We start from the raw sequence: 18,977 nt of genomic DNA, 5'->3' as shown, positions 1-18,977 counted from the left end.
ACCGAGAGGAGAGGTCAAATGAAGGTCTTAAATGATCTGACATTGGAGCAAAAGGTAGGCCAATTGTTAATGTGTGGATTTCACGGTCAGCACGCAGATGAACAGATTACTCGCTTAATCCGTGACTATCACGTCGGCGGCGTCATTTATTTCCGGCGTAATGTCGAAAGTGTAGATCAATTGACACGGCTGTCCGCCGAACTGCAAGATATGGCTGCTGAAGCGGGGGCCCTACCACTCATGATTTCGGTGGACCAGGAAGGTGGCATGGTTGCACGGATTGACCAAGAGGGAATGACCCAAGTGCCGGGTAATATGGCACTTGGTGCGACAGGCAATCCGGAATATACACTGGAGTGTGCTCGAATTCTGGGTTGTGAGTTAAAAAGCATCGGTATTGATATGAACCTTGCGCCAGTGGTCGACGTGAATAACAACCCGCTTAACCCGGTTATCGGTGTGCGTTCGTATGGTGAACATGCTGAAAGTGTGGCCACTCATGGCGTAGCAGCCATCACCGGATATCAATCACAGGGCATAGCTGCTACTGCCAAACATTTTCCGGGACATGGAGATACCGCCGTAGATTCTCATCTTGGTATGGTTACGGTACCTCATGATCGAAACAGGCTGGAACAGATGGAGTTGTTACCGTTCCGCAAGGCGATTGAGGCCAGAGTTGATGCTATTATGACAGCTCATGTGATGTTCCCTTCGATTGAGCCCGAGCCCATTCCGGCAACGTTGTCGCATAAGGTGTTAACGGGCCTATTACGTGAGGAAATGGGTTTTGAAGGCATTATTATTACAGACTGTCTTGAAATGCATGCGATATCCAAGCCATATGGGGTAGCTGAAGCTGCGATTCGTGCTGTGGAAGCAGGAGCAGATCTGATTCTGGTGAGTCATACCTTGCAAGATCAGGTTGCTGCGCTGGAAGCCATTGTGGAAGCAGTTCGAATGGGGCGAATATCGGAAGAGGTTATTCATCAGGCGGTGGAACGCATTATGACATGGAAAAGAAAGCGCTGCGGGCAGCAGAATGATCATCTGGTTTCGCCGAAAGCGAGTGAAACGGTCGAGATAACCGATGTTGAACCTGTTAATTGCACTGAATCCACCGATTCCAGTAAACTAAACGAATCAACACTATTCGAGATTGCTTCAAGCAGTATTACCATCGTTCATAATGATGGGCTGTTTCCCTTGAATCCAGAGAAGGACGTATATGTCATCTGGCCTGAGGTTGTGCAACGGACAGAGGTGGATGAACCATGGTCCCATACAGAATCGTTGGGTATGGCGCTATCGCAGCTGCGAGGCAGAGTTCGTGAGCGTAAAATAACGACTCAGCCTTCATATGAGGAAGTAGATCGCATATGGAAGGATGTGTCGGATCGTGAACAAGTTATCGTATGTACGTACACATCGGCAGGTCAACTTCCGAAAGGGCAACAGTATTTGGTTGAAAAGCTTAGTAAGAATCATTCCCTGATTGTAATTGCTTTGCGCAATCCATATGATCTGCAGGAGATTTCGAGGCCGGGAAGTTATGTGTGTACGTATGAGAATACACCCGCAGTTGTTCGGGTGCTGTCCCAGGTGTTAACCGGAGGACTGCAGCCAACAGGAAGTCTGCCTGTCCGTTTGCGCTAGACCTATTCAATCCTTAAATCTCTCTGCGATATGGTGTTAATTGACCATCTCCCGGAGAGATTTTTTTGTTGAAATTTTCTATTGGTTGATTTTGGGATATGAAGACTAAAAAGATAATTGATAGATAACTATTTTCATAGTATTTTCCTTCTATTAAAAGTTTACAATTCTCCTCTTAACTTTTTAGCAACTTTTCCCGGTTCCAAGCGTCTAATAATATGACTTTTTGAGGGGGATATTTATAAATGGGAGCAGAAGGAGCCAAAGACAAAGAATGAATTTGAAAAAGAAATTGTCCATACTTACCGCTTTTGCTGTGTTTCAGGCGTTTGCAGTGATTCCTGCCAATGCACAATCAGCAGATCAGAGCGATACTACATCAGTGAATACAGCCAAAGTTAAATCCGTGGAGGTTGTGAAAAAAGAACAAACCATCGCGGAATCCGAAGTGAAATCCGGAACAAACACGACAACATCAAATAATGAAACAACCGAAGAAGTGAACCCTGAGACAGATGTTCCTACAGGAACAGACGCGACTCCTGTTGAGCCGGTAATTGAACCTACGGACGAAGAAGGTACAGCTGAGGAAACACCAGCACCTGCACCAGTAGAAGTGGAGCAACCATCTACAGGCGGTTCATCTGTTGCTGGAGGCGGGGGTGGAGACCTCACTCTTTATATGAACAGTAATAAAATGATGCAAGATGGCAAAACATATCTTGCTGGACAGCCAATGGCTGTTAAAAATGGTGTATCCTATGTAGCGATCCGTGCTCTCGTTGATCGGGTTGGCTATGATGTCAAATATGATAACACAACCAAAGAAACGATCATTATTAGTGGTGAAGATGAGCTGCGTTTCAAAACAAACAGCAAAATCTATACCGTTAATGGTGTGTCCAGAACGATGAAGGGCGCGGCTTATCAACAAAAAAATACGTTCATGGTGCCGTTGACTTCAATTACACAGGCTCTGGACATTACGTATAAAGTAAATCAATCTGCCAAAACGGTTGTATTGAATCTGAGTACCAAACCGGTGGCGAGCTTCACGGTACAAAAAGAGGTTTTTGCCGGAGACCAGGTTACCTACACAACTAGATCCAGCTCTCCCAAGGGACTCAGCATTGTAGATGAACGTTGGACAGGCCGTCAGGATTCATTCGACCAACCAGGTGTATACACAGTAACCTATGCGGTCCAGGATTCAAGTGGTCAATGGAGTGATCCGTATTCAGTTACGATTAAGGTTGAAAGACCCAATCTGCCACCTGTCGCGATGTTTACGACAGATAAAGAAGAATACAAAATGGGTGAGAAAATCACTTATATTGATCAAAGTACAGATGATGAGAACGCAATTGTAAAAACAGAATGGGATAACAATGCACTTGCATTCTTTGTTCCAGGACCGAAGACCGTAACGATTACAGTTACCGATAAACATGGTGCTAGCGATAGCTATACCAAGATGATTAATATTACGGGAGAAACACTTTATAGTGTGACTGACTTCAATCAATTGTTCACACCAGTCGGTGAGAAGTTCACTTTTGATGGTGGTGGAGTACCGGCATTGGAGAAAGTTCCTTTCACGTATTATGATGAACCAAGTCTGCTGATCCGCAGTAACAGCCCGGAAACCGTGAATACGGAAGGCATTGTGTACAAGGAATCTTCCTTCGGACAGACACGCTTCATGATTCACCATGTGAACAACACGGGCAAAAACGTGAAAATGTATGTTGTAGCGACAAACAACAATGCATACACGGCATCCATTGACCAGCAAAACATGGGTTTTGCAGGACCGTCTCCTTTTGCAACGGTAGCAGGAAAGCTGTCGATTGACCGTTGGTTCCAGTCCATGCAGAATGGTACCGGACAAAAGAAAGTGTACATCCAGCCAGGAGAAAGCAAGCTGATTCTTAATGATCTGAGCGTTCTTCCGATGAAGCAGGGACAAGTCATTTCCTTGTATTCCGATGTATTCAGTGATTATGAACTGGATTACAACATTATCATGATTGAAGAAAACAAGGACCCGATGGAAGTGTTATCGAGCCTGCCGGTTCTGGATCGTGATGGTGTTCACAACCGCGGAACGTACCCGAATGCAACACGGATCATTACGTATGATCAGGAAATAGGATCGAAGCCTGAACGTCTTCCACTTGGAGACAATGCAAGTGATCCAAACCTTGTGGGAACGGACCCTATGGCTTTCACAGAAGCTTCCAACGCAGGTAACTTCGGTGTATTGTACAAAATTACATTGAATAATGTTGCTCCGCGCACGTTGATTTCATTCAACCCTCGTGGAGGCAGATACTCAGGTGTGGCACTCGTGAACGGACAGGTCGTTCAGATTTCCACAGGTAGATCTGTAACTGCACCTAATGAGCAAAGCGTAATGTATCGCACAGGTTCGTACGGCGAGAGTGTAACTATTCTCTTCTCGGCGGCACCAGGAAGTAACTTGCCTGTTAACCTGCTGTTCACGCCGCTTCCGGCTGAAAAGTAATATCATGAACATGCACGGACGGTTTGGAGTGAAAGCTTATATCATATATACCCGTTCACCCCAAAAGTCGCCCGAACGATTGATCATCTGAACCGTCAGGAAGGGACTCCATCAAAATGTAATGTCATTAGCTCAAGCTAGACTAATGGCAATGCATGTGCATGGAGTCCTTTTTATGTGATGTTGGAATGACCTAACCCGGTGTCTTCGTTGACTCTAATCGTAATTTGATGCATTATTAGAGGTATACAAGAAAGCAAAAGTTTTCGCTTTTGCCGAATAAACTGTCGCTCTATGAATGATGCAAAATGCTCGTATGACAGGAGGTGCTTTAGATCATGCTGTCGACAGAACAGATTATTTCGACCATGTCCTCACAGGGGCTTCGCATTACCGATCAGCGGAAAACACTGGCCCGGTTATTTGCCGAGTCTCCGGGGTATCTTACACCCAAGGACGTCTATGAATATATGGGTAAGACTTACAGCGGACTGAGTTTTGACACAGTATATCGTAATTTGCGGGTGATGCAGGAACTGGGTGTACTGGAACAGGTCATCTTCGAAGATGGCGTTAAATTCAAAGCGCACTGTAGTGAAGATCATCATCACCATCATATGATCTGTCTGAAGTGTCAGAAGACATATCCTATTATTTTTTGCCCGATGCAGCTTGCGGATGCGCCTGAGCAATTTCAGGTTGTGGACCACAAGTTTGAGGTATTTGGATATTGCAAGGACTGTGCTGAGCATGCTCCGGCCAAAACGGCATCGGGACATCAACACGCTCATGGGAAGCACTGACCATGAAGTTATCGCGCAGAATTGCTCAGGCACCCATTCGGGTGTACCGCAATTATATCTCTCCATTAACACCGCCAACATGTCGGTTCTATCCGAGCTGTTCGGCTTACGCCATGGAGGCGATTGAAGTGCACGGTGCGCTCAAGGGCTCGTTGTTAACAGCGAAACGTATTGCCAAATGTCACCCGTTTCATCCAGGTGGAGTGGATCTGGTGCCACCAAAGGCGGAGAAATCCATGATGGTATCGGAGTAACGATGTAGCCTGAAGTATTCGGGTGGCCTGGAAGCAGGCCAGGATTGAACTTGAGTATGCTGTCCACTTGACAAAGGGGTCCGCATTTCAGTATATTTTTCCTATATGATTTCCAGTGAAGGGATAAGTACAGACACACCCCCAGTGCAGAGAGCCGGATGAGCTGAGAACCGGTCTGGGAGGAGGATGGAATATGGTCCCGGAGGAACCTCTTTCGAGCGTGCAGACAGTGATTTCAGAGCTGCTGTCGTAAGGCTGAGGCGTGATCCAGCGTTAATGGGCGGTCGAAGGACCGACAGAGCCTGTGTTTTGTGAAAAACATGGGGAATTTGGGTGGTAACACGTGAGAGCAACTCTCGTCCCATAGGGGCGGGAGTTTTTTGTGTTCTTTTTTAGTTGTTTTGGACGAAGAGATCACATGAAGCAGGAACATTAGAAGGAGGAGAAGTCATTCATGGCTGACCAAAAAACATTTTATCTGACAACCCCGATTTATTATCCGAGTGACAAATTGCATATTGGGCATGCGTATACAACAGTGGCGGGAGATGCGATGGTTCGTTACAAGCGTCTACGCGGGTATGATGCTCACTATCTAACAGGAACCGATGAACATGGCCAGAAGATTGAGCGCAAGGCACAAGAGAAAGGGCAGACACCGCAAGCTTTTATCGACGATATCGTTGTGGGGATCAAGGAACTGTGGAACAAGTTGGACATTTCCAATGACGACTTTATTCGTACAACCGAAGAGCGTCACAAAACTGTCGTTCAGGATATCTTTGACCGTTTGCTGAAACAGGGAGATATCTACAAAGGTGAGTACGAAGGCTGGTACAGTATTCCGGATGAGACGTATTACACGGAGACTCAACTGGTGGATGTAGAGAAGAATGAGAAGGGTGAGATTATCTCGGCCAAGAGCCCGGATAGTGGACACCCGGTTGAATTGGTCAAAGAAGAATCCTACTTCTTCCGTATGAGCAAATATGCAGATCGTTTGTTGAAATATTATGAAGAGAACCCGGGCTTTATTCAGCCGGAATCCCGTAAAAACGAGATGATCAACAATTTCATCAAGCCAGGTCTTGAAGATTTGGCCGTATCGCGGACTACATTTGAATGGGGCGTCAAAGTTAAAGGCGATCCAAAACACGTGGTCTACGTGTGGATTGATGCGTTGTCCAACTATATTACAGCACTGGGCTACGGTTCATCCGATACATCCCTGTATAACAAGTTCTGGCCTGCGGATGTTCATCTGGTAGGGAAAGAAATTGTTCGTTTCCATACGATCTACTGGCCAATTATGTTGATGGCGCTGGACTTGCCTTTGCCGAAGAAAGTGTTTGCGCACGGCTGGTTGTTGATGAAGGATGGCAAGATGTCCAAATCCAAAGGCAATGTCGTTGATCCAGTAACTCTGATTGATCGTTACGGTCTCGATGCACTGCGTTATTACCTGCTGCGTGAAGTGCCGTTTGGTTCCGATGGTACGTTTACACCAGAGAGCTTCGTAGAGCGTGTTAACTCCGACCTCGCGAACGATCTGGGTAACCTGTTGAACCGTACCGTTGCCATGGTAGACAAATATTTTGAAGGTAAAGCCCCTGCGTTTGCTTCGAATGTAACGGAATTTGATGCTTCGCTGGAAGAAGCAGGCCATGCTACAGTGGAAAAAGTGGAACAGGCCATGGAAAACCTGCAGTTTTCCGTAGCACTGACAGCGATCAGCCAGTTTGTCAGCCGCACTAACAAATATATTGATGAGACGCAGCCATGGGCGCTGGCTCGGGATGAAGCAAAACGCGATGAATTGGCCTCCGTTATGGCTCACCTGATCGAAAGCTTGCGAATTGCTTCCATTCTGTTGCAACCGTTCCTGACACGTGCTCCTCATAAAATCTGGGCACAGCTCGGCATTCAGGAAGGTGAACTTACGGCTTGGGATACAGCCAAGCAATGGGGTCTGGTTCCAACTGGAAACGCCTTGCAAAAAGGTGATCCAATCTTCCCACGTTTGGATTCCGAACAGGAAATTGCTTATATCTCCGAAGCAATGACTGGTGGCCAAAAAGCAGCTGAGCCAGAAGCAAGTCAAGCAGATGCTGGAACTTCAGCAGCTGTTGAACCGGTAACTGCACCTGAAGGTACGGAAGAGATCGGTATTGACGATTTTGCCAAAGTTGAACTGCGTGTGGCTCAAGTCATTGCCTGCGAACCGGTCAAAAAAGCGGATAAGTTGCTGAAATTGCAGCTCGATCTGGGTTATGAGCAGCGCCAGGTCGTATCTGGAATTGCGAAGTTCTATTCGCCAGAAGAGATGGTTGGACGCAAAGTCATCTGTGTGACCAACCTCAAACCGGTGAAACTTCGTGGTGAACTGTCTCAGGGTATGATCCTTGCAGCATCCCATGGCGACCAACTAACATTGGCTACAGTGCCGGACAACATGCCTAATGGGGCACAAGTGAAATAAGAATTGAGTTATGAAATTGATTCAAAGTCTGTCATAAAAATGACACAAGGTGGCCCGATGTAATTCGGGCTCCTTTTTTTGTTGATATAAATCGCATCTTAAGGGAAGAGAACAAGCATATACTGTTATGAACTCCATACTTCAGGAAAGAATGAATAGGACGGGATAGCTTGACAAGTAGGTTCAGGTTACCTATAATTCTTTCAGTAATGTTTACGATTAAGAGATGCGGAGTGAATCATAATGACATTTTATAAAGAGCAACATCAAGTTCAGGATAACCGGACAGGGAAGACGAGCAAAAGAGGCAACATGAAGTTACTGTGGACGGGTTTGCTTATTCTCACTTTGCTGGTATTGTCAGCGTGTGGGCAGGATAGTTCCAATAGTGCGAAGATTGTGGAAGGCAAGGTAAACGTTGTGACGACATTTTATCCTGTATATGCTTTTACGACTGCAATCGGTGGTGAGGATGCCAATGTCATTAACCTGCTGCCAACGGGAGTAGAGCCACATGACTGGACTCCGAAGAGTCAGGATATCGTTAATACGTCCAAGGCACAGCTGTTTTTCTATAATGGAGCTGGACTGGAAGGATGGGTGCCGAATTTCCTGAAGTCGTTGAATAGCGATACACAGGTGAAGTCTGTTGCCGTCAGTGAAGGGGTTAAGCTGTTAACCGCTGAGGGTGATGATGGGCACGGTCACGGCGAAGAGCATGAAGACGAACATACGGATGAACATACAGATGAGGATACCAGTGAAGATGTCGCTGATCATCATATTGATCCACATACGTGGGTTAGTCCGAAATCGGCCATGATCATGGCTGAAAACATCAAAAATAGTCTGGTCGAGGCAGATCCTGATCACAAAGCAGGTTACGAACAACGTTATGAAGAGCTTCGTACCAAGCTAGAGACACTGGATCAGCGTTTCACAGATGAGTTGGCTACCGTACCGAACAACGAAATTGTAGTCTCGCACCAAGCGTTTGGCTACCTTGCACGTGATTATGGATTAACCCAGCATGCCATTATGGGACTTTCCCCGGATGCTGAACCGACAGGACAGGATATTGTGAAGCTTGCGCAATTGGTTAAAGATGAAGGCATTAAGTATATTTTCTTCGAAGAGCTGGTATCTGACAAATTGGCGAAAACACTGGCAAGTGAAGCAGGAGTGGAGACCATGGTCCTTAATCCGGTTGAGGGATTGACCAAGGAGCAGGCAACAAACGGGGATGATTATTTCACCCTCATGGAGAAAAATTTGCAAAATCTGCTGATCGCATTAAAATAAGATAGAATGAAGAATTCAGATCGAAGAGTCTTTACCGTTCACGGTGAAGGCTCTTAGGACGCTATGGGATTCTTATATATAATGAAGGGCGGCTTTGCCATGCAGCAAATCATGCCATTATGTCATGATCCAATTATAGAGATCGAGAAACTATCATTTTCCTACGGGGACCAGCGAGTGATTGAGAATCTCGATTTTATGGCCCAAGAGCGGGACTTTGTTGGGATTATCGGTTCCAATGGGGCGGGTAAAACGACATTGCTGCGCATGCTGGTAGGACTTCTTCCTCCTGCGCAGGGAGATATCAAACTATTCGGACAGTCGATCCGCAGGTTCAAGGACTGGGACCGAATCGGGTATGTGCCTCAAAAGAATGCATTTAACCCGTTGTTCCCTGCGACCGTTCGTGAAGTGGTCATGTCAGGCTTGTATAATAACAAAAACATGTTCCGTCGTATGTCTCGCAAATGTCAGCAACAGTGCACGGATGCGATGCAGGTCATGCGGATTGAGGATCTGGCGAACAAACGTATTGGTCAATTGTCCGGCGGACAGCAGCAGCGTGTATTTTTGGCACGAGCACTTATCAATCACCCGGATCTGTTGATTCTGGATGAACCTACTGTAGGTATTGATGCTGAATCACAGGCCAGTTTCTTTGAACTGATTACCCATATGCATGAACATCACCGCATGACTTTTCTGATGGTGTCTCATGATATGGATCGAATGGAGAGTTATCTGGGTTCTGAAGCTGCGGTAACGAATGGCAAAATTAATTTTCATGTCCGTCATTCGCATGAGGTACAGGATTGTGCTGAGACCAATCTGCAACATACCACTGCACAGGTACGCTAGCCGTATTTATGGCCCATTAGATTAGAGTAAGGCCGAAGGAGTCGTGTTTGTTTTGGAAATATTAATGAGTGATTTTTTTCAGCGTGCCCTGGCGGGTGGGTTGTTAATTGGCATTACCGCTCCGTTAATCGGACTGTTCCTGGTCTTGCGGCGGTTATCCATGATCGGAGACACCTTGTCTCATGTGACCATTGCCGGTGTTGCACTTGGATTCCTGATTGAAGTGTATCCCATTGCAGTGGGCTTGATATTTGCCGTGCTTGCTTCATTTGCGATAGAGAAATTGCGCAAAGCGTACAAGAGTTACGCCGAATTATCGATTGCCATTATCATGTCCGGTGGCGTGGCTCTTGCTTCCTTGTTCTTTACGCTGGGCAAAGGATATAATGCAGATGTCATGAGTTATTTGTTCGGCAGTATATATACATTAGATGCTACGGATCTGAAGCTTGTAGGTGTGGTTACGCTGATTGTGGTGATTGTAGTGGCATTGTTACATAAGGAATTTTTCCTGCTCAGCTTTGAGGAAGATGCGGCAGCGGTTACAGGGTTGCCTGTGAGAATTCTGAACATGTTAATCACGGTGATGACAGCACTTGTCATAAGCACGGCGATCAAGATTGTTGGTGCGCTCCTGGTGTCAGCGCTATTAACCATTCCGGTAGCGGTCAGCCTGTTGATGGCTCGAAGTTTCAAATCCGCCATTATTTTGTCCGTGGTTATCGGCGAAATTGCCGTAGTCCTTGGACTGGTTGTAGCAGGTATCTGGAACCTCGCACCTGGAGCAACGATTGTATTATTGCTGATCATGATGCTGATTCTGACGATGATTGGAAAAAAAGGGTTCCGAGCCTGACGACTGAACGAGCAAGCACGTGAGCCCGGGGAAGGGAGACATCCGCTTCATGCCTGATGTTAATGTATGGATGGCTTTTGTAGCAGGCTTGGTCTCATTTATATCACCATGTTGTCTTCCGCTGTATCCATCATACCTCTCCTACATTACAGGTATGACGGTGCAGCAATTGAAGGATGACCGCAATCAGCGTGAAGTCCGCTTTAAGACCATGACGCATACGCTGGCGTTTATTTTAGGCTTCTCGGCAGTATTTTATTCGCTTGGCCTTGGTGCTGGACTGTTTGGCCAATTTTTCAATGATAACCGTGAATTGATTCGTCAATTGTCTGCGATTCTGATTATGCTTATGGGGTTGTTTTTGCTTGGGGTGTTCAAGCCGCAGTTTCTGATGAAGGAACGAAAGTTGGATATGAAATGGAAACCAGCAGGCTATCTGGGCTCTTTTATATTTGGCATCGGTTTCTCAGCAGGCTGGTCGCCGTGTATTGGCCCTATTCTAACAGCAATCATTGCTATGGCTGCAAGTGAGCCCACGACCTGGCTGGCGTTGATTACAGGTTATACGGCAGGGTTTGCAATCCCGTTTTTCATTTTGGCGTTTTTCATCGGTTCGACACGCTGGATCTTACGGTATTCCAATGTCATGATGAAAGTCGGAGGAGCATTAATGTTGTTCCTTGGGGTATTACTTTTTACAGATCAGATGACGAAGATTACCATCTGGTTGCAGCAGATTACACCAGACTGGATGATTATTTAAACGGATGACTGAATTCAAGTATTATTAATTATTATGTATGGCATAGCAGGCTACATGTTACCAGAGACACTCTGGGTCATGTAACCTGCTTTTTAATCGTTTGTTAGAAATGCATATACCAGCATATCATTATAAGCAGTCCTGTTTTTCGTTTAGGTAAAGTAATCAATATTGGCTAGTGGAAAATGTTCAAAGATCCGTTCCGTAATGAATTCGCGTAGCGCATCCTGCTGGTCATCCTTATACACATACTTGTACTGACCCCAACGGCCCCATTTCATCTTGCGTTTCTCGATATCCATCTCCAGCTTGGTTTTGGGATAACGTTTCTCAATGGTTGCTTTGGCCGTTTTGGTAAAACGGTGCTGGATCATCTCAAAGGTAAGATCCTTGGTTGCTTCCTCTGGAAGCGTATCTGCCAGCTTCTGCAACAGCTCCGAGTATCCTTCTTCCCAGCCTTCATACCACATGATAGGAGCGATAATGAATCCCAAGGGATAACCGGCGTGTGCAATTTTGCCAGCAGCTTCAATACGTTCCTCAAATCTGGAGGTAGCCGGTTCAAAGTTTTTGATGACATAATCCGAATTGACACTAAACCGGATACGGGTATGGCCGTTATGTTTAAGGTTCAGCAACGGATCAACATGATGATATTTGGTTACAAATCGCAAGCGCCCATATTCTTCTTCAGCCATAAAACGGATCAAGTCACTTAAATTCTCCGTGATATGCTCCAGTCCTACGGGATCGGATGTACAGGCAGCTTCAAATCGTGTGATTTCAGGCGCGCGTTCTTCGATGTATCCTTTGGCTGCCTGAATGATCTCCTCGGTATTAACATAGACACGGACATAAGGTTTCGCACCAAGTGTAGTTTGAAGATAACAATAATGGCAGTGCCCCATACAGCCTGTAGAGATGGGAATGGCATATTCCGCTGAAGGTTTCGACTGGTCAAACTTGAGTGTCTTGCGCACACCAACGACCAGAGTTCGCTTTGCCATCCGATATTTTTCTTGTTCTGTTTCACCCGGCAAGTTTGTGATTCGGTTATGGGATGTGGTCATCTGATAAGGTATGTTTTTGGATGTCACCCACTCCATAATCCGTTTGCCTTTATCATATTCCAACGCACCGGGTTCAAAATACACCAAATCGGGAATAAAGGGTTTAGTACCTTTTGCTTTACGAACTGGCGGTGAGGCTACACTTGTACTCACGAAATCACTCCTTTCGATGCGGAACTTTGCTTAGTTTGCCTCGTTTGGGGAGAAGTCACGCCTGCCAATTACTTGTGTAACAACGCGCTCCGAACTGTGCAGGACTTGCCAATGCGTATTGATAACATGTATCATTATAAGATAGGGACCAGGCACGAATAGGGGCCGGTCAGAGAGAAAAGAGGGAAGCAGATGCCAACGCCCAGTATGGAAGATTATTTGGAGCGTATATACAAATTAATTGATGAAAAGGGCTATGCTCGTGTGTCTGATATAGCTGAAGGACTGGAAGTACATCCTTCATCGGTGACGAAGATGATCCAAAAGCTGGACAAAGACGAGTACCTGATCTATGAAAAGTACCGCGGACTGGTGCTTACTCCAAAAGGCAAAAAGATGGGCAAACGTTTGATGGAGCGCCATCATCTGCTTGAACAATTTTTGACAACGATTGGTGTTCAGGAACAAAATATCTACAATGATGTTGAAGGCATTGAACATCATCTGAGCTGGGACTCCATTACATGCATTGAGTCCTTGGTTGAATACTTCCGTCAGGATGAGAGCCGGTTGCGTGACCTCAAAAATCTTCAGGATGTCATGAGTAATACGGAGTCTTAAGTTTCAGCAGTGGAATACACATGGTGATATACAATGAATCGTATCCCGTGATCAAAGGATGCTTCTTGCCGTTTCAATGGCAGGAAGCATTTTTTTTTGTGCAATCACACCATAATTTGGTGATTTTCGCAACTAAACGAACGGTAGGAGCGTCTATTAAACTAGTAGAATTTACCGCAAATTTATAATGATTTTGGAGGACTGCACTAATGAACGTTCGTAAAGGATTGATGCTGTTGCTCATTTTTGTCCTTGGATTTCAGACAGCAGGCATGACGGCACAAGCAGCCGGGCAGAAGGAAATCGCTATTTTTCTAGACGGCAACCGTTTGGAATCGGATGTATCACCCTACATCTTGCCCAAAGTAAATGTAACGATGGTGCCTCTGCGTGTTATTAGCGAAGGACTGGGTGCGTCTGTTCTATGGTCTCAAGCTACTCGTACCGTGACCATTCAGAAATCCGATTCGGTCATCTCTATGACGAGCGGGCGCCAGCAGGCGAGCGTGGATAACGCTGTAGTTGGTCTGGATGCATCGGTTGAATTGAAACAAGGTCGGGTCATGGTACCCATTCGATTCGTCAGTGAGAATCTGGGCATTCGAGTGAACTGGAATCAGGCAGCCCAGACCATTGATCTGTACACAGGAGACGAATCAGTCCCAACTCCTGAACCAACTCCGGCAATTCCAGCAGAGCCTGGAGGTACGGGCACTGTACCAGCTTCTGAAGAGATGCGGGGAGCATGGATCTCCACTGTGAATGGAGACTGGCCTTCATCCGGGGCGAAGGGAAATGTAGAGAAGCAAAAGCAGGAGTACACGAAACAGCTCGATACGTTGCAAGGAATGGGCATTAATGCCGTATTCGTTCAAGTGAGAGCCAACGGGGATGCCATCTATCCTTCAGGTCTGGTACCTTGGAACAGCGTATTGACAGGAACACAAGGTAAAGATCCAGGTTATGATCCCCTCGCGTTTATGGTCGAGGAAGCACACAAACGAGGCCTGGAGTTCCATGCTTGGTTTAATCCGTTTAGAGCAACGAACTCAGCGAGTACATCGAACTTGGCTGCAAACCACATCTCGAAGCTTCATCCCGACTGGATTGTGAATGCATCCGGCAAATTGTACATTAACCCGGGTATCCCGGAAGCCAGACAGCATATTATCGATACGATCATGGAAGTGGTCAATCAGTATGATATTGATGGCGTACATCTGGATGATTATTTCTATCCGTCCAATGTGACTTTTAATGATGATGCAGCTTTCAAAACCTATAACACATTGAATACCAAAGACCGTGCTGAATGGCGTCGGGACAATATCAATCAGTTCGTTAAGCAGCTCGGACAGAGTATTCACAGCGTGAAAGCTAACGTTGAATATGGAATTAGTCCATTTGGTGTATGGCGTAACAAATCCGTTGATCTGACAGGCTCTGATACCAAAGCAGGAGTAACCGCGTATGACAGCATGAATGCAGATGTGCGGACATGGATTAACCAGGAGTGGATCGACTATGTCGCTCCGCAGGTGTATTGGAGTATGACACTGAACGTAGCCCGTTACGACAAAGTCGTGGACTGGTGGGCGAATGAAGTCGCTAACACAAATGTAAAATTGTATATCGGCCACTCACCTTATAAGTTAGGTACGCCAGAGATTGGCTGGCAGACATCACAGGAGATCATCGATCAGCTGAACTACAACAAGAAGTATGGTTCGGTCAAAGGAGATATTTTCTTTAGTTCACAGTACTTGACGAAGAACCCTCTCGGCTTGATTGCCAAATTAAAAGCCTACTATGGTCTATAAAACATTTTAACAATACAGTGATAAGACAAACCCTTGTTCTCATAGAGTGGCAGTAGAAACGTGGCTGCCTGGAGAACGGGGGTTTTTTGTTATGTTAATTAACGCGGTGTTTGAAGGTGGAGGCGTCAAAGGGATCTCGCTTGCAGGTGCTGTGCAGGGTGCTCAAGACTGTGGCATTCAGTTCAATCGGGTGGCAGGCACATCATCCGGCTCCATTGTAGCTGCTCTGCTAGCGGCAGGTTACCGGGCTGAAGAGATGAAAGTCATTATTGAGAATACCCCCTTTGTTTCATTGCTTCGTCGTTCCCCCATATTTAATACCCGATGGATCGGACCGGCAGCAAGGCTGTTCTTGAAGAAAGGTTTGTATTCGGGGGAGGCGCTGGAATCATGGATTCGCAAGATGCTGGAGCAGAAAGGAATTCGCACATTCGCTGACTTGCCGCAAGGTAAGTTGCTTATTACGGCGTCCGATATATCCAATGGGACCATTCTGGTGCTGCCGGACGATATTCGGCGGTTTGGCATTGATCCTGCCAAGCTGGATGTTGCAAAAGCGGTACGTATGAGTTGCAGTATTCCGTATTTTTTCGATCCGGTAGTCATACGCAAATCGCCGGTATTCTCCAAAGGTTTACCTTTTCAAGATCAGTTCGTATATGTCGTGGATGGTGGATTGCTTAGCAATTTTCCATTGTGGCTCTTCGATGGTGAGCGTTCGGAACGAGGGGGAGACATTATTCCGGTTGTCGGATTCAAAATGGTGGGGAAGACGGAAGTGGAACCAGCCCGGATTAAAGGACCGCTAAGCATGCTTCAGGCCCTTGTGGAGACGATGCTCACAGCACATGATGAACGCTATATCGAACAGATTAACCGGTTTCGTACAGTGAAGATACCAACGCTTGGGATTAAACCAACGCAATTTCATTTATCTTTACAGGACAGCACAGCCTTATATCGATCAGGTGCAACCGCAGGGAACGACTTTTTCAACGGATGGAATATGAAAATGTATGATGAACAGCTGGACAAACAAAGAAAAGAATTGCGCAAGAAACAGGCAGAAGCTCCGCCTCTGATCCCTGTATAAACGTGAAAAAAGCAATTCTCCGCAAGTTGGGAGAACTGCTTTTTTTGTATCTTCAGTAGCTTTTAGTGAAATTTCGGTATATCTTCATCGCTTTTACCTTTTTGTCCCTGAATCACTTGGAAAGGATAATCCTTACGTTTCTTTGAAGAGCCGCTGCTCTTTCTGGCACTGGACTGTGCATTAACTTTCGCCATGGTTCGTGCCGATGGTTTAATCTTTGGTGATTTGGTTTTGCTTGCCCAGCGACGAGGCGGATATTTGTACAGCAGGAATACGGCTCCGAACACGACCAGAGGAATAATGATCCTGGATGGACTAGCATTCCCCAGCCAAGTCAAGACTCCAACAGCAGCTAGTGCGATGAACGTCCAAAATAAGATTGCCTGCTTGTTCATATCATTCACCCTTTCACAGGATCGAGTGTTGCAACAGGTACTTCTGACGTAGCAGAGACATTAGCAAGCTTGGCATCCAACTCACGCATACGGTTAAACGAAGCAATGGAGACTTCTACCTGTTCGTTGGTCGGTTCTTTTGTTGTCAGCAATTGCAGCCACAATCCCGGGTATCCGAGATAACGCAGTACAGGAATATCACGTACTGAATTCGTGAGCTTTAACAGTTCAAAAGAAATGCCTAGCACAACTGGCAATAACAATAGACGCTGACCCATCCGTTCCCAGAGGTTATCGTACGTGAAGAGGGAGTATAGAAACACTCCAATAATGACAGTCAACATAATGAAACTGCTTCCGCAGCGGTAGTGCAGTCGGCTGTACTTTTGCACGTTCTCCGGTGTCAGTTCTTCACCAGCTTCATGTGCGCTGATTACTTTGTGTTCCGCTCCATGATACTGGAAGAGACGTTTAATCATCGGCGTCTGTGAGATTAACCACAGATAGGCGAGTAACAGGATCAGCTTAATGCCGCCTTCCAGTAAATTATGCAAAAACTGATTGTCGAATGCATTTTTGAATAGAAAATTCTCGATAACAACAGGAAGCAATGTGAGCACCACTTTACCAAAAAGGAATGAAAGAATGGCTACGGCGGTAACACCAATAATCATGCTAAGGCTCCAGCCCGAACCATCTTTCTCTTTTTGCTTGGCTTTCTCTTCCGGTTCCAGTTCATCATCAGCATAGGCGTCAGCAGAATAATTAAGATGTCTGCTACCTTTAACGCTTGAATCTATAATGCTGACAATTCCGCGTAATAAAGGAATCCGCCGCAATTTCGTGACCCAGGACTTGTCTTGCTTGGGAACTTCCAGATACGTAATTTCGCCGTCTTTTCTACGAACAGCTGTAACGTTGACATGTTTCCCACCGAACATTACGCCTTCAATGACAGCTTGCCCCCCATAGCTGACAGGCTTGGATTGTTGAGGCAAATTATTCACCTTCCTATTCTGTTCTAAGCCTTCGCGATCAAAGGCAGTTTAATAACCCTATTGTATCGAATTTTAAGCGCAATTTCTAGTTTGTGAGTCAATCCTTGAAGGATGTTGTTAAGATTGTCCTGTTTTGAACATACTACCTCGTAGAATCAGGCAGAAAATTCGAGGCATAGTACGGGATTATCAACTGAATGAAGGAGAATATCGATGACAGAGCGTACGCATGAAGATACATCGCGAGATGAAGGCCAACGTCCGAAAGAACGGCAGCAAAAAGACAGAGGCAGGCGCCCTACCCAGAGACAAGGTCAAGCTCACTACTACACGAAGCCATTTCCCTTTGCGTTAGAGCTTGGCTTTTTTGCCGGTTTTATCTGGGGTGGGTTGCATTGGCTATTCTATCTGTTGCATTTTACGATTGTACCTGTCGGATTTCTGGCCGAGCCTTTTTTCAAACATGAATATATATATACCGCAGCAGGACATTTGACAGGCTGGCTGTTTTTTATCGTCTTTTCCATCTTGGCATCCTTACTCTACACGTTCACGATTAGAAAACTGAAAGGGCCGTTACCCGGCATGGTATATGGAATCGTCTGGTGGCTGATTCTCTTTATACTGGTCGGACCAAAACTGGGGATGATGAAACCTTTGAACGGTTTAACGTGGGATTCAATCATCACGGAACTCTGTTTCTTTTTGTTATGGGGGCTGTTCATTGGTTACACGGTAGCCATGGAGTACACGGATGAACGTAAACGCGAGCCGGAGCAAGCGGGGGCATAGCGCAAAAAAGCTTCTCAATCCGGCAATGCCTGTGTTAAAATAGCAGATGGTTATTTGCAGAGAGGGTGGAGCAGCGATGAAACGAATTATTGTGATCAATGGTCCGAACCTGAACATGCTTGGTGTACGTGAACCGGGCATCTATGGAACGCTTAGTCTGAAGGATATTGAGGACAAAATTCGCAGACAGGCTGATGAAATTGGCGTCTCCATCGCTTTTTATCAATCGAACCATGAAGGGGACATCATTGACCGCATTCATGCAGCGTTGGGTGAGGCAGACGGAATAATACTGAATGCCGGAGCATTTACCCATTATAGCTATGCTATACGTGATGCAATCAATGCTGTAAAAGTCCCTACAGTGGAAGTACATCTATCCAACATTCATGCACGCGAAGCGTTCAGACATCATTCAGTGATTGCAGCGGAAACAATCGGGCAGATTGCCGGATTTGGCGAAGTAAGCTATGAACTGGGATTGCTGGCTCTTGTGCGTCATCTGGACAAACAAACCTGAGCCGGGAACCCGGGAAT

General features: G+C 46.0%; 17 protein-coding genes. 14 read left to right on the top strand and 3 right to left on the bottom strand.

What is annotated here, in order from left to right; translation table 11 throughout:
• Positions 1 to 18 precede the first annotated feature (18 nt).
• The 9 genes from nagZ (at position 19) to MKY92_RS19630 (ending at position 11,498) form a co-directional block, all read left to right on the top strand.
• A complete protein-coding gene (gene nagZ, locus MKY92_RS19670) occupies positions 19 to 1,656 on the top strand; it encodes a beta-N-acetylhexosaminidase (RefSeq protein WP_339297359.1) in 1,638 nt (545 codons plus the stop codon).
• A gap of 274 nt (positions 1,657 to 1,930) precedes the next feature.
• A complete protein-coding gene (locus tag MKY92_RS19665) occupies positions 1,931 to 4,183 on the top strand; it encodes a stalk domain-containing protein (protein WP_339297358.1) in 2,253 nt (750 codons plus the stop codon).
• Between the two features lie 338 nt (positions 4,184 to 4,521).
• Positions 4,522 to 4,986 (top strand): Fur family transcriptional regulator, encoded by a 465-nt coding sequence (locus tag MKY92_RS19660; RefSeq protein WP_339297357.1) that lies wholly within the window; start codon positions 4,522 to 4,524, stop codon positions 4,984 to 4,986.
• Between the two features lie 2 nt (positions 4,987 to 4,988).
• The gene (gene yidD, locus MKY92_RS19655; protein WP_017687565.1) at positions 4,989 to 5,240 is read left to right on the top strand and encodes a membrane protein insertion efficiency factor YidD; all 252 of its coding nucleotides are present in this window, start codon (positions 4,989 to 4,991) and stop codon (positions 5,238 to 5,240) included.
• Positions 5,241 to 5,694: 454 nt separating this feature from the next.
• Positions 5,695 to 7,719: a methionine--tRNA ligase gene (metG, locus tag MKY92_RS19650; protein WP_339297356.1), complete on the top strand. Its 2,025-nt coding sequence runs from the start codon at positions 5,695 to 5,697 to the stop codon at positions 7,717 to 7,719.
• A 312-nt stretch (positions 7,720 to 8,031) separates the two neighbouring features.
• On the top strand, positions 8,032 to 9,021 hold the full coding sequence (locus tag MKY92_RS19645) for a zinc ABC transporter substrate-binding protein (RefSeq protein WP_339301849.1): 990 nt from the start codon (positions 8,032 to 8,034) through the stop codon (positions 9,019 to 9,021).
• Positions 9,022 to 9,120: 99 nt separating this feature from the next.
• Positions 9,121 to 9,879 (top strand): metal ABC transporter ATP-binding protein, encoded by a 759-nt coding sequence (locus MKY92_RS19640; RefSeq protein WP_091018152.1) that lies wholly within the window; start codon positions 9,121 to 9,123, stop codon positions 9,877 to 9,879.
• A 52-nt stretch (positions 9,880 to 9,931) separates the two neighbouring features.
• The gene (locus MKY92_RS19635; RefSeq protein WP_017687569.1) at positions 9,932 to 10,735 is read left to right on the top strand and encodes a metal ABC transporter permease; all 804 of its coding nucleotides are present in this window, start codon (positions 9,932 to 9,934) and stop codon (positions 10,733 to 10,735) included.
• Between the two features lie 49 nt (positions 10,736 to 10,784).
• Complete coding sequence (locus MKY92_RS19630; protein ID WP_036614418.1) at positions 10,785 to 11,498, top strand: cytochrome c biogenesis protein CcdA; 714 nt, start codon at positions 10,785 to 10,787, stop codon at positions 11,496 to 11,498.
• Between the two features lie 152 nt (positions 11,499 to 11,650).
• Here the strand turns inward: MKY92_RS19630 and splB are convergent, their stop codons facing one another.
• Positions 11,651 to 12,721 (bottom strand): spore photoproduct lyase, encoded by a 1,071-nt coding sequence (splB, locus tag MKY92_RS19625; RefSeq protein WP_076251011.1) that lies wholly within the window; start codon positions 12,719 to 12,721, stop codon positions 11,651 to 11,653.
• Positions 12,722 to 12,913: 192 nt separating this feature from the next.
• On the opposite strand from splB, the gene mntR reads away from it, so the two are divergent.
• From mntR to MKY92_RS19610, 3 genes are all read left to right on the top strand, one after another.
• Positions 12,914 to 13,342: a transcriptional regulator MntR gene (gene mntR / locus MKY92_RS19620; RefSeq protein WP_036614415.1), complete on the top strand. Its 429-nt coding sequence runs from the start codon at positions 12,914 to 12,916 to the stop codon at positions 13,340 to 13,342.
• A 209-nt stretch (positions 13,343 to 13,551) separates the two neighbouring features.
• Positions 13,552 to 15,162 (top strand): family 10 glycosylhydrolase, encoded by a 1,611-nt coding sequence (locus tag MKY92_RS19615; RefSeq protein ID WP_339297355.1) that lies wholly within the window; start codon positions 13,552 to 13,554, stop codon positions 15,160 to 15,162.
• A 91-nt stretch (positions 15,163 to 15,253) separates the two neighbouring features.
• Entirely contained in the window at positions 15,254 to 16,255 is a 1,002-nt protein-coding gene (locus MKY92_RS19610; RefSeq protein ID WP_339297354.1) for a patatin-like phospholipase family protein, read from the top strand.
• Positions 16,256 to 16,317: 62 nt separating this feature from the next.
• On the opposite strand, the gene MKY92_RS19605 is transcribed toward MKY92_RS19610, so the two are convergent.
• Complete coding sequence (locus MKY92_RS19605) at positions 16,318 to 16,650, bottom strand: hypothetical protein (protein WP_036614407.1); 333 nt, start codon at positions 16,648 to 16,650, stop codon at positions 16,318 to 16,320.
• Positions 16,651 to 16,655: 5 nt separating this feature from the next.
• Positions 16,656 to 17,648, bottom strand: a complete 993-nt coding sequence (locus tag MKY92_RS19600; RefSeq protein WP_339301848.1) for a DUF1385 domain-containing protein — start codon at positions 17,646 to 17,648, stop codon at positions 16,656 to 16,658.
• Positions 17,649 to 17,861: 213 nt separating this feature from the next.
• Here MKY92_RS19600 and MKY92_RS19595 point away from each other — a divergent pair, with 213 nt between their 5' ends.
• Positions 17,862 to 18,440, top strand: coding sequence for a YqhR family membrane protein (locus tag MKY92_RS19595; RefSeq protein WP_339297353.1), 579 nt, complete (start codon positions 17,862 to 17,864; stop codon positions 18,438 to 18,440).
• A 76-nt stretch (positions 18,441 to 18,516) separates the two neighbouring features.
• Entirely contained in the window at positions 18,517 to 18,960 is a 444-nt protein-coding gene (gene aroQ, locus MKY92_RS19590; protein ID WP_017687578.1) for a type II 3-dehydroquinate dehydratase, read from the top strand.
• Positions 18,961 to 18,977 lie beyond the last annotated feature (17 nt).

The sequence above is a fragment of the Paenibacillus sp. FSL R5-0623 genome (assembly GCF_037974265.1).
Lineage (GTDB): Bacteria > Bacillota > Bacilli > Paenibacillales > Paenibacillaceae > Paenibacillus.
This window is presented reverse-complemented; position numbering and strand designations above follow the sequence as displayed.

Bases quoted from the DNA above. Each gene is read 5' to 3' on its own strand.
- MKY92_RS19605 (WP_036614407.1), bottom strand. From the start codon at position 16,650: ATGAACAAGCAGGCAATCTTATTTTGGACGTTCATCGCACTAGCTGCT.
- MKY92_RS19595 (WP_339297353.1), top strand. From the start codon at position 17,862: ATGACAGAGCGTACGCATGAAGATACATCGCGAGATGAAGGCCAACGT.
- MKY92_RS19610 (WP_339297354.1), top strand. From the start codon at position 15,254: ATGTTAATTAACGCGGTGTTTGAAGGTGGAGGCGTCAAAGGGATCTCG.
- nagZ (WP_339297359.1), top strand. From the start codon at position 19: ATGAAGGTCTTAAATGATCTGACATTGGAGCAAAAGGTAGGCCAATTG.
- MKY92_RS19660 (WP_339297357.1), top strand. From the start codon at position 4,522: ATGCTGTCGACAGAACAGATTATTTCGACCATGTCCTCACAGGGGCTT.
- MKY92_RS19630 (WP_036614418.1), top strand. From the start codon at position 10,785: ATGCCTGATGTTAATGTATGGATGGCTTTTGTAGCAGGCTTGGTCTCA.
- MKY92_RS19665 (WP_339297358.1), top strand. From the start codon at position 1,931: ATGAATTTGAAAAAGAAATTGTCCATACTTACCGCTTTTGCTGTGTTT.
- MKY92_RS19615 (WP_339297355.1), top strand. From the start codon at position 13,552: ATGAACGTTCGTAAAGGATTGATGCTGTTGCTCATTTTTGTCCTTGGA.
- MKY92_RS19640 (WP_091018152.1), top strand. From the start codon at position 9,121: ATGCAGCAAATCATGCCATTATGTCATGATCCAATTATAGAGATCGAG.
- MKY92_RS19645 (WP_339301849.1), top strand. From the start codon at position 8,032: ATGAAGTTACTGTGGACGGGTTTGCTTATTCTCACTTTGCTGGTATTG.
- aroQ (WP_017687578.1), top strand. From the start codon at position 18,517: ATGAAACGAATTATTGTGATCAATGGTCCGAACCTGAACATGCTTGGT.
- metG (WP_339297356.1), top strand. From the start codon at position 5,695: ATGGCTGACCAAAAAACATTTTATCTGACAACCCCGATTTATTATCCG.
- yidD (WP_017687565.1), top strand. From the start codon at position 4,989: ATGAAGTTATCGCGCAGAATTGCTCAGGCACCCATTCGGGTGTACCGC.
- mntR (WP_036614415.1), top strand. From the start codon at position 12,914: ATGCCAACGCCCAGTATGGAAGATTATTTGGAGCGTATATACAAATTA.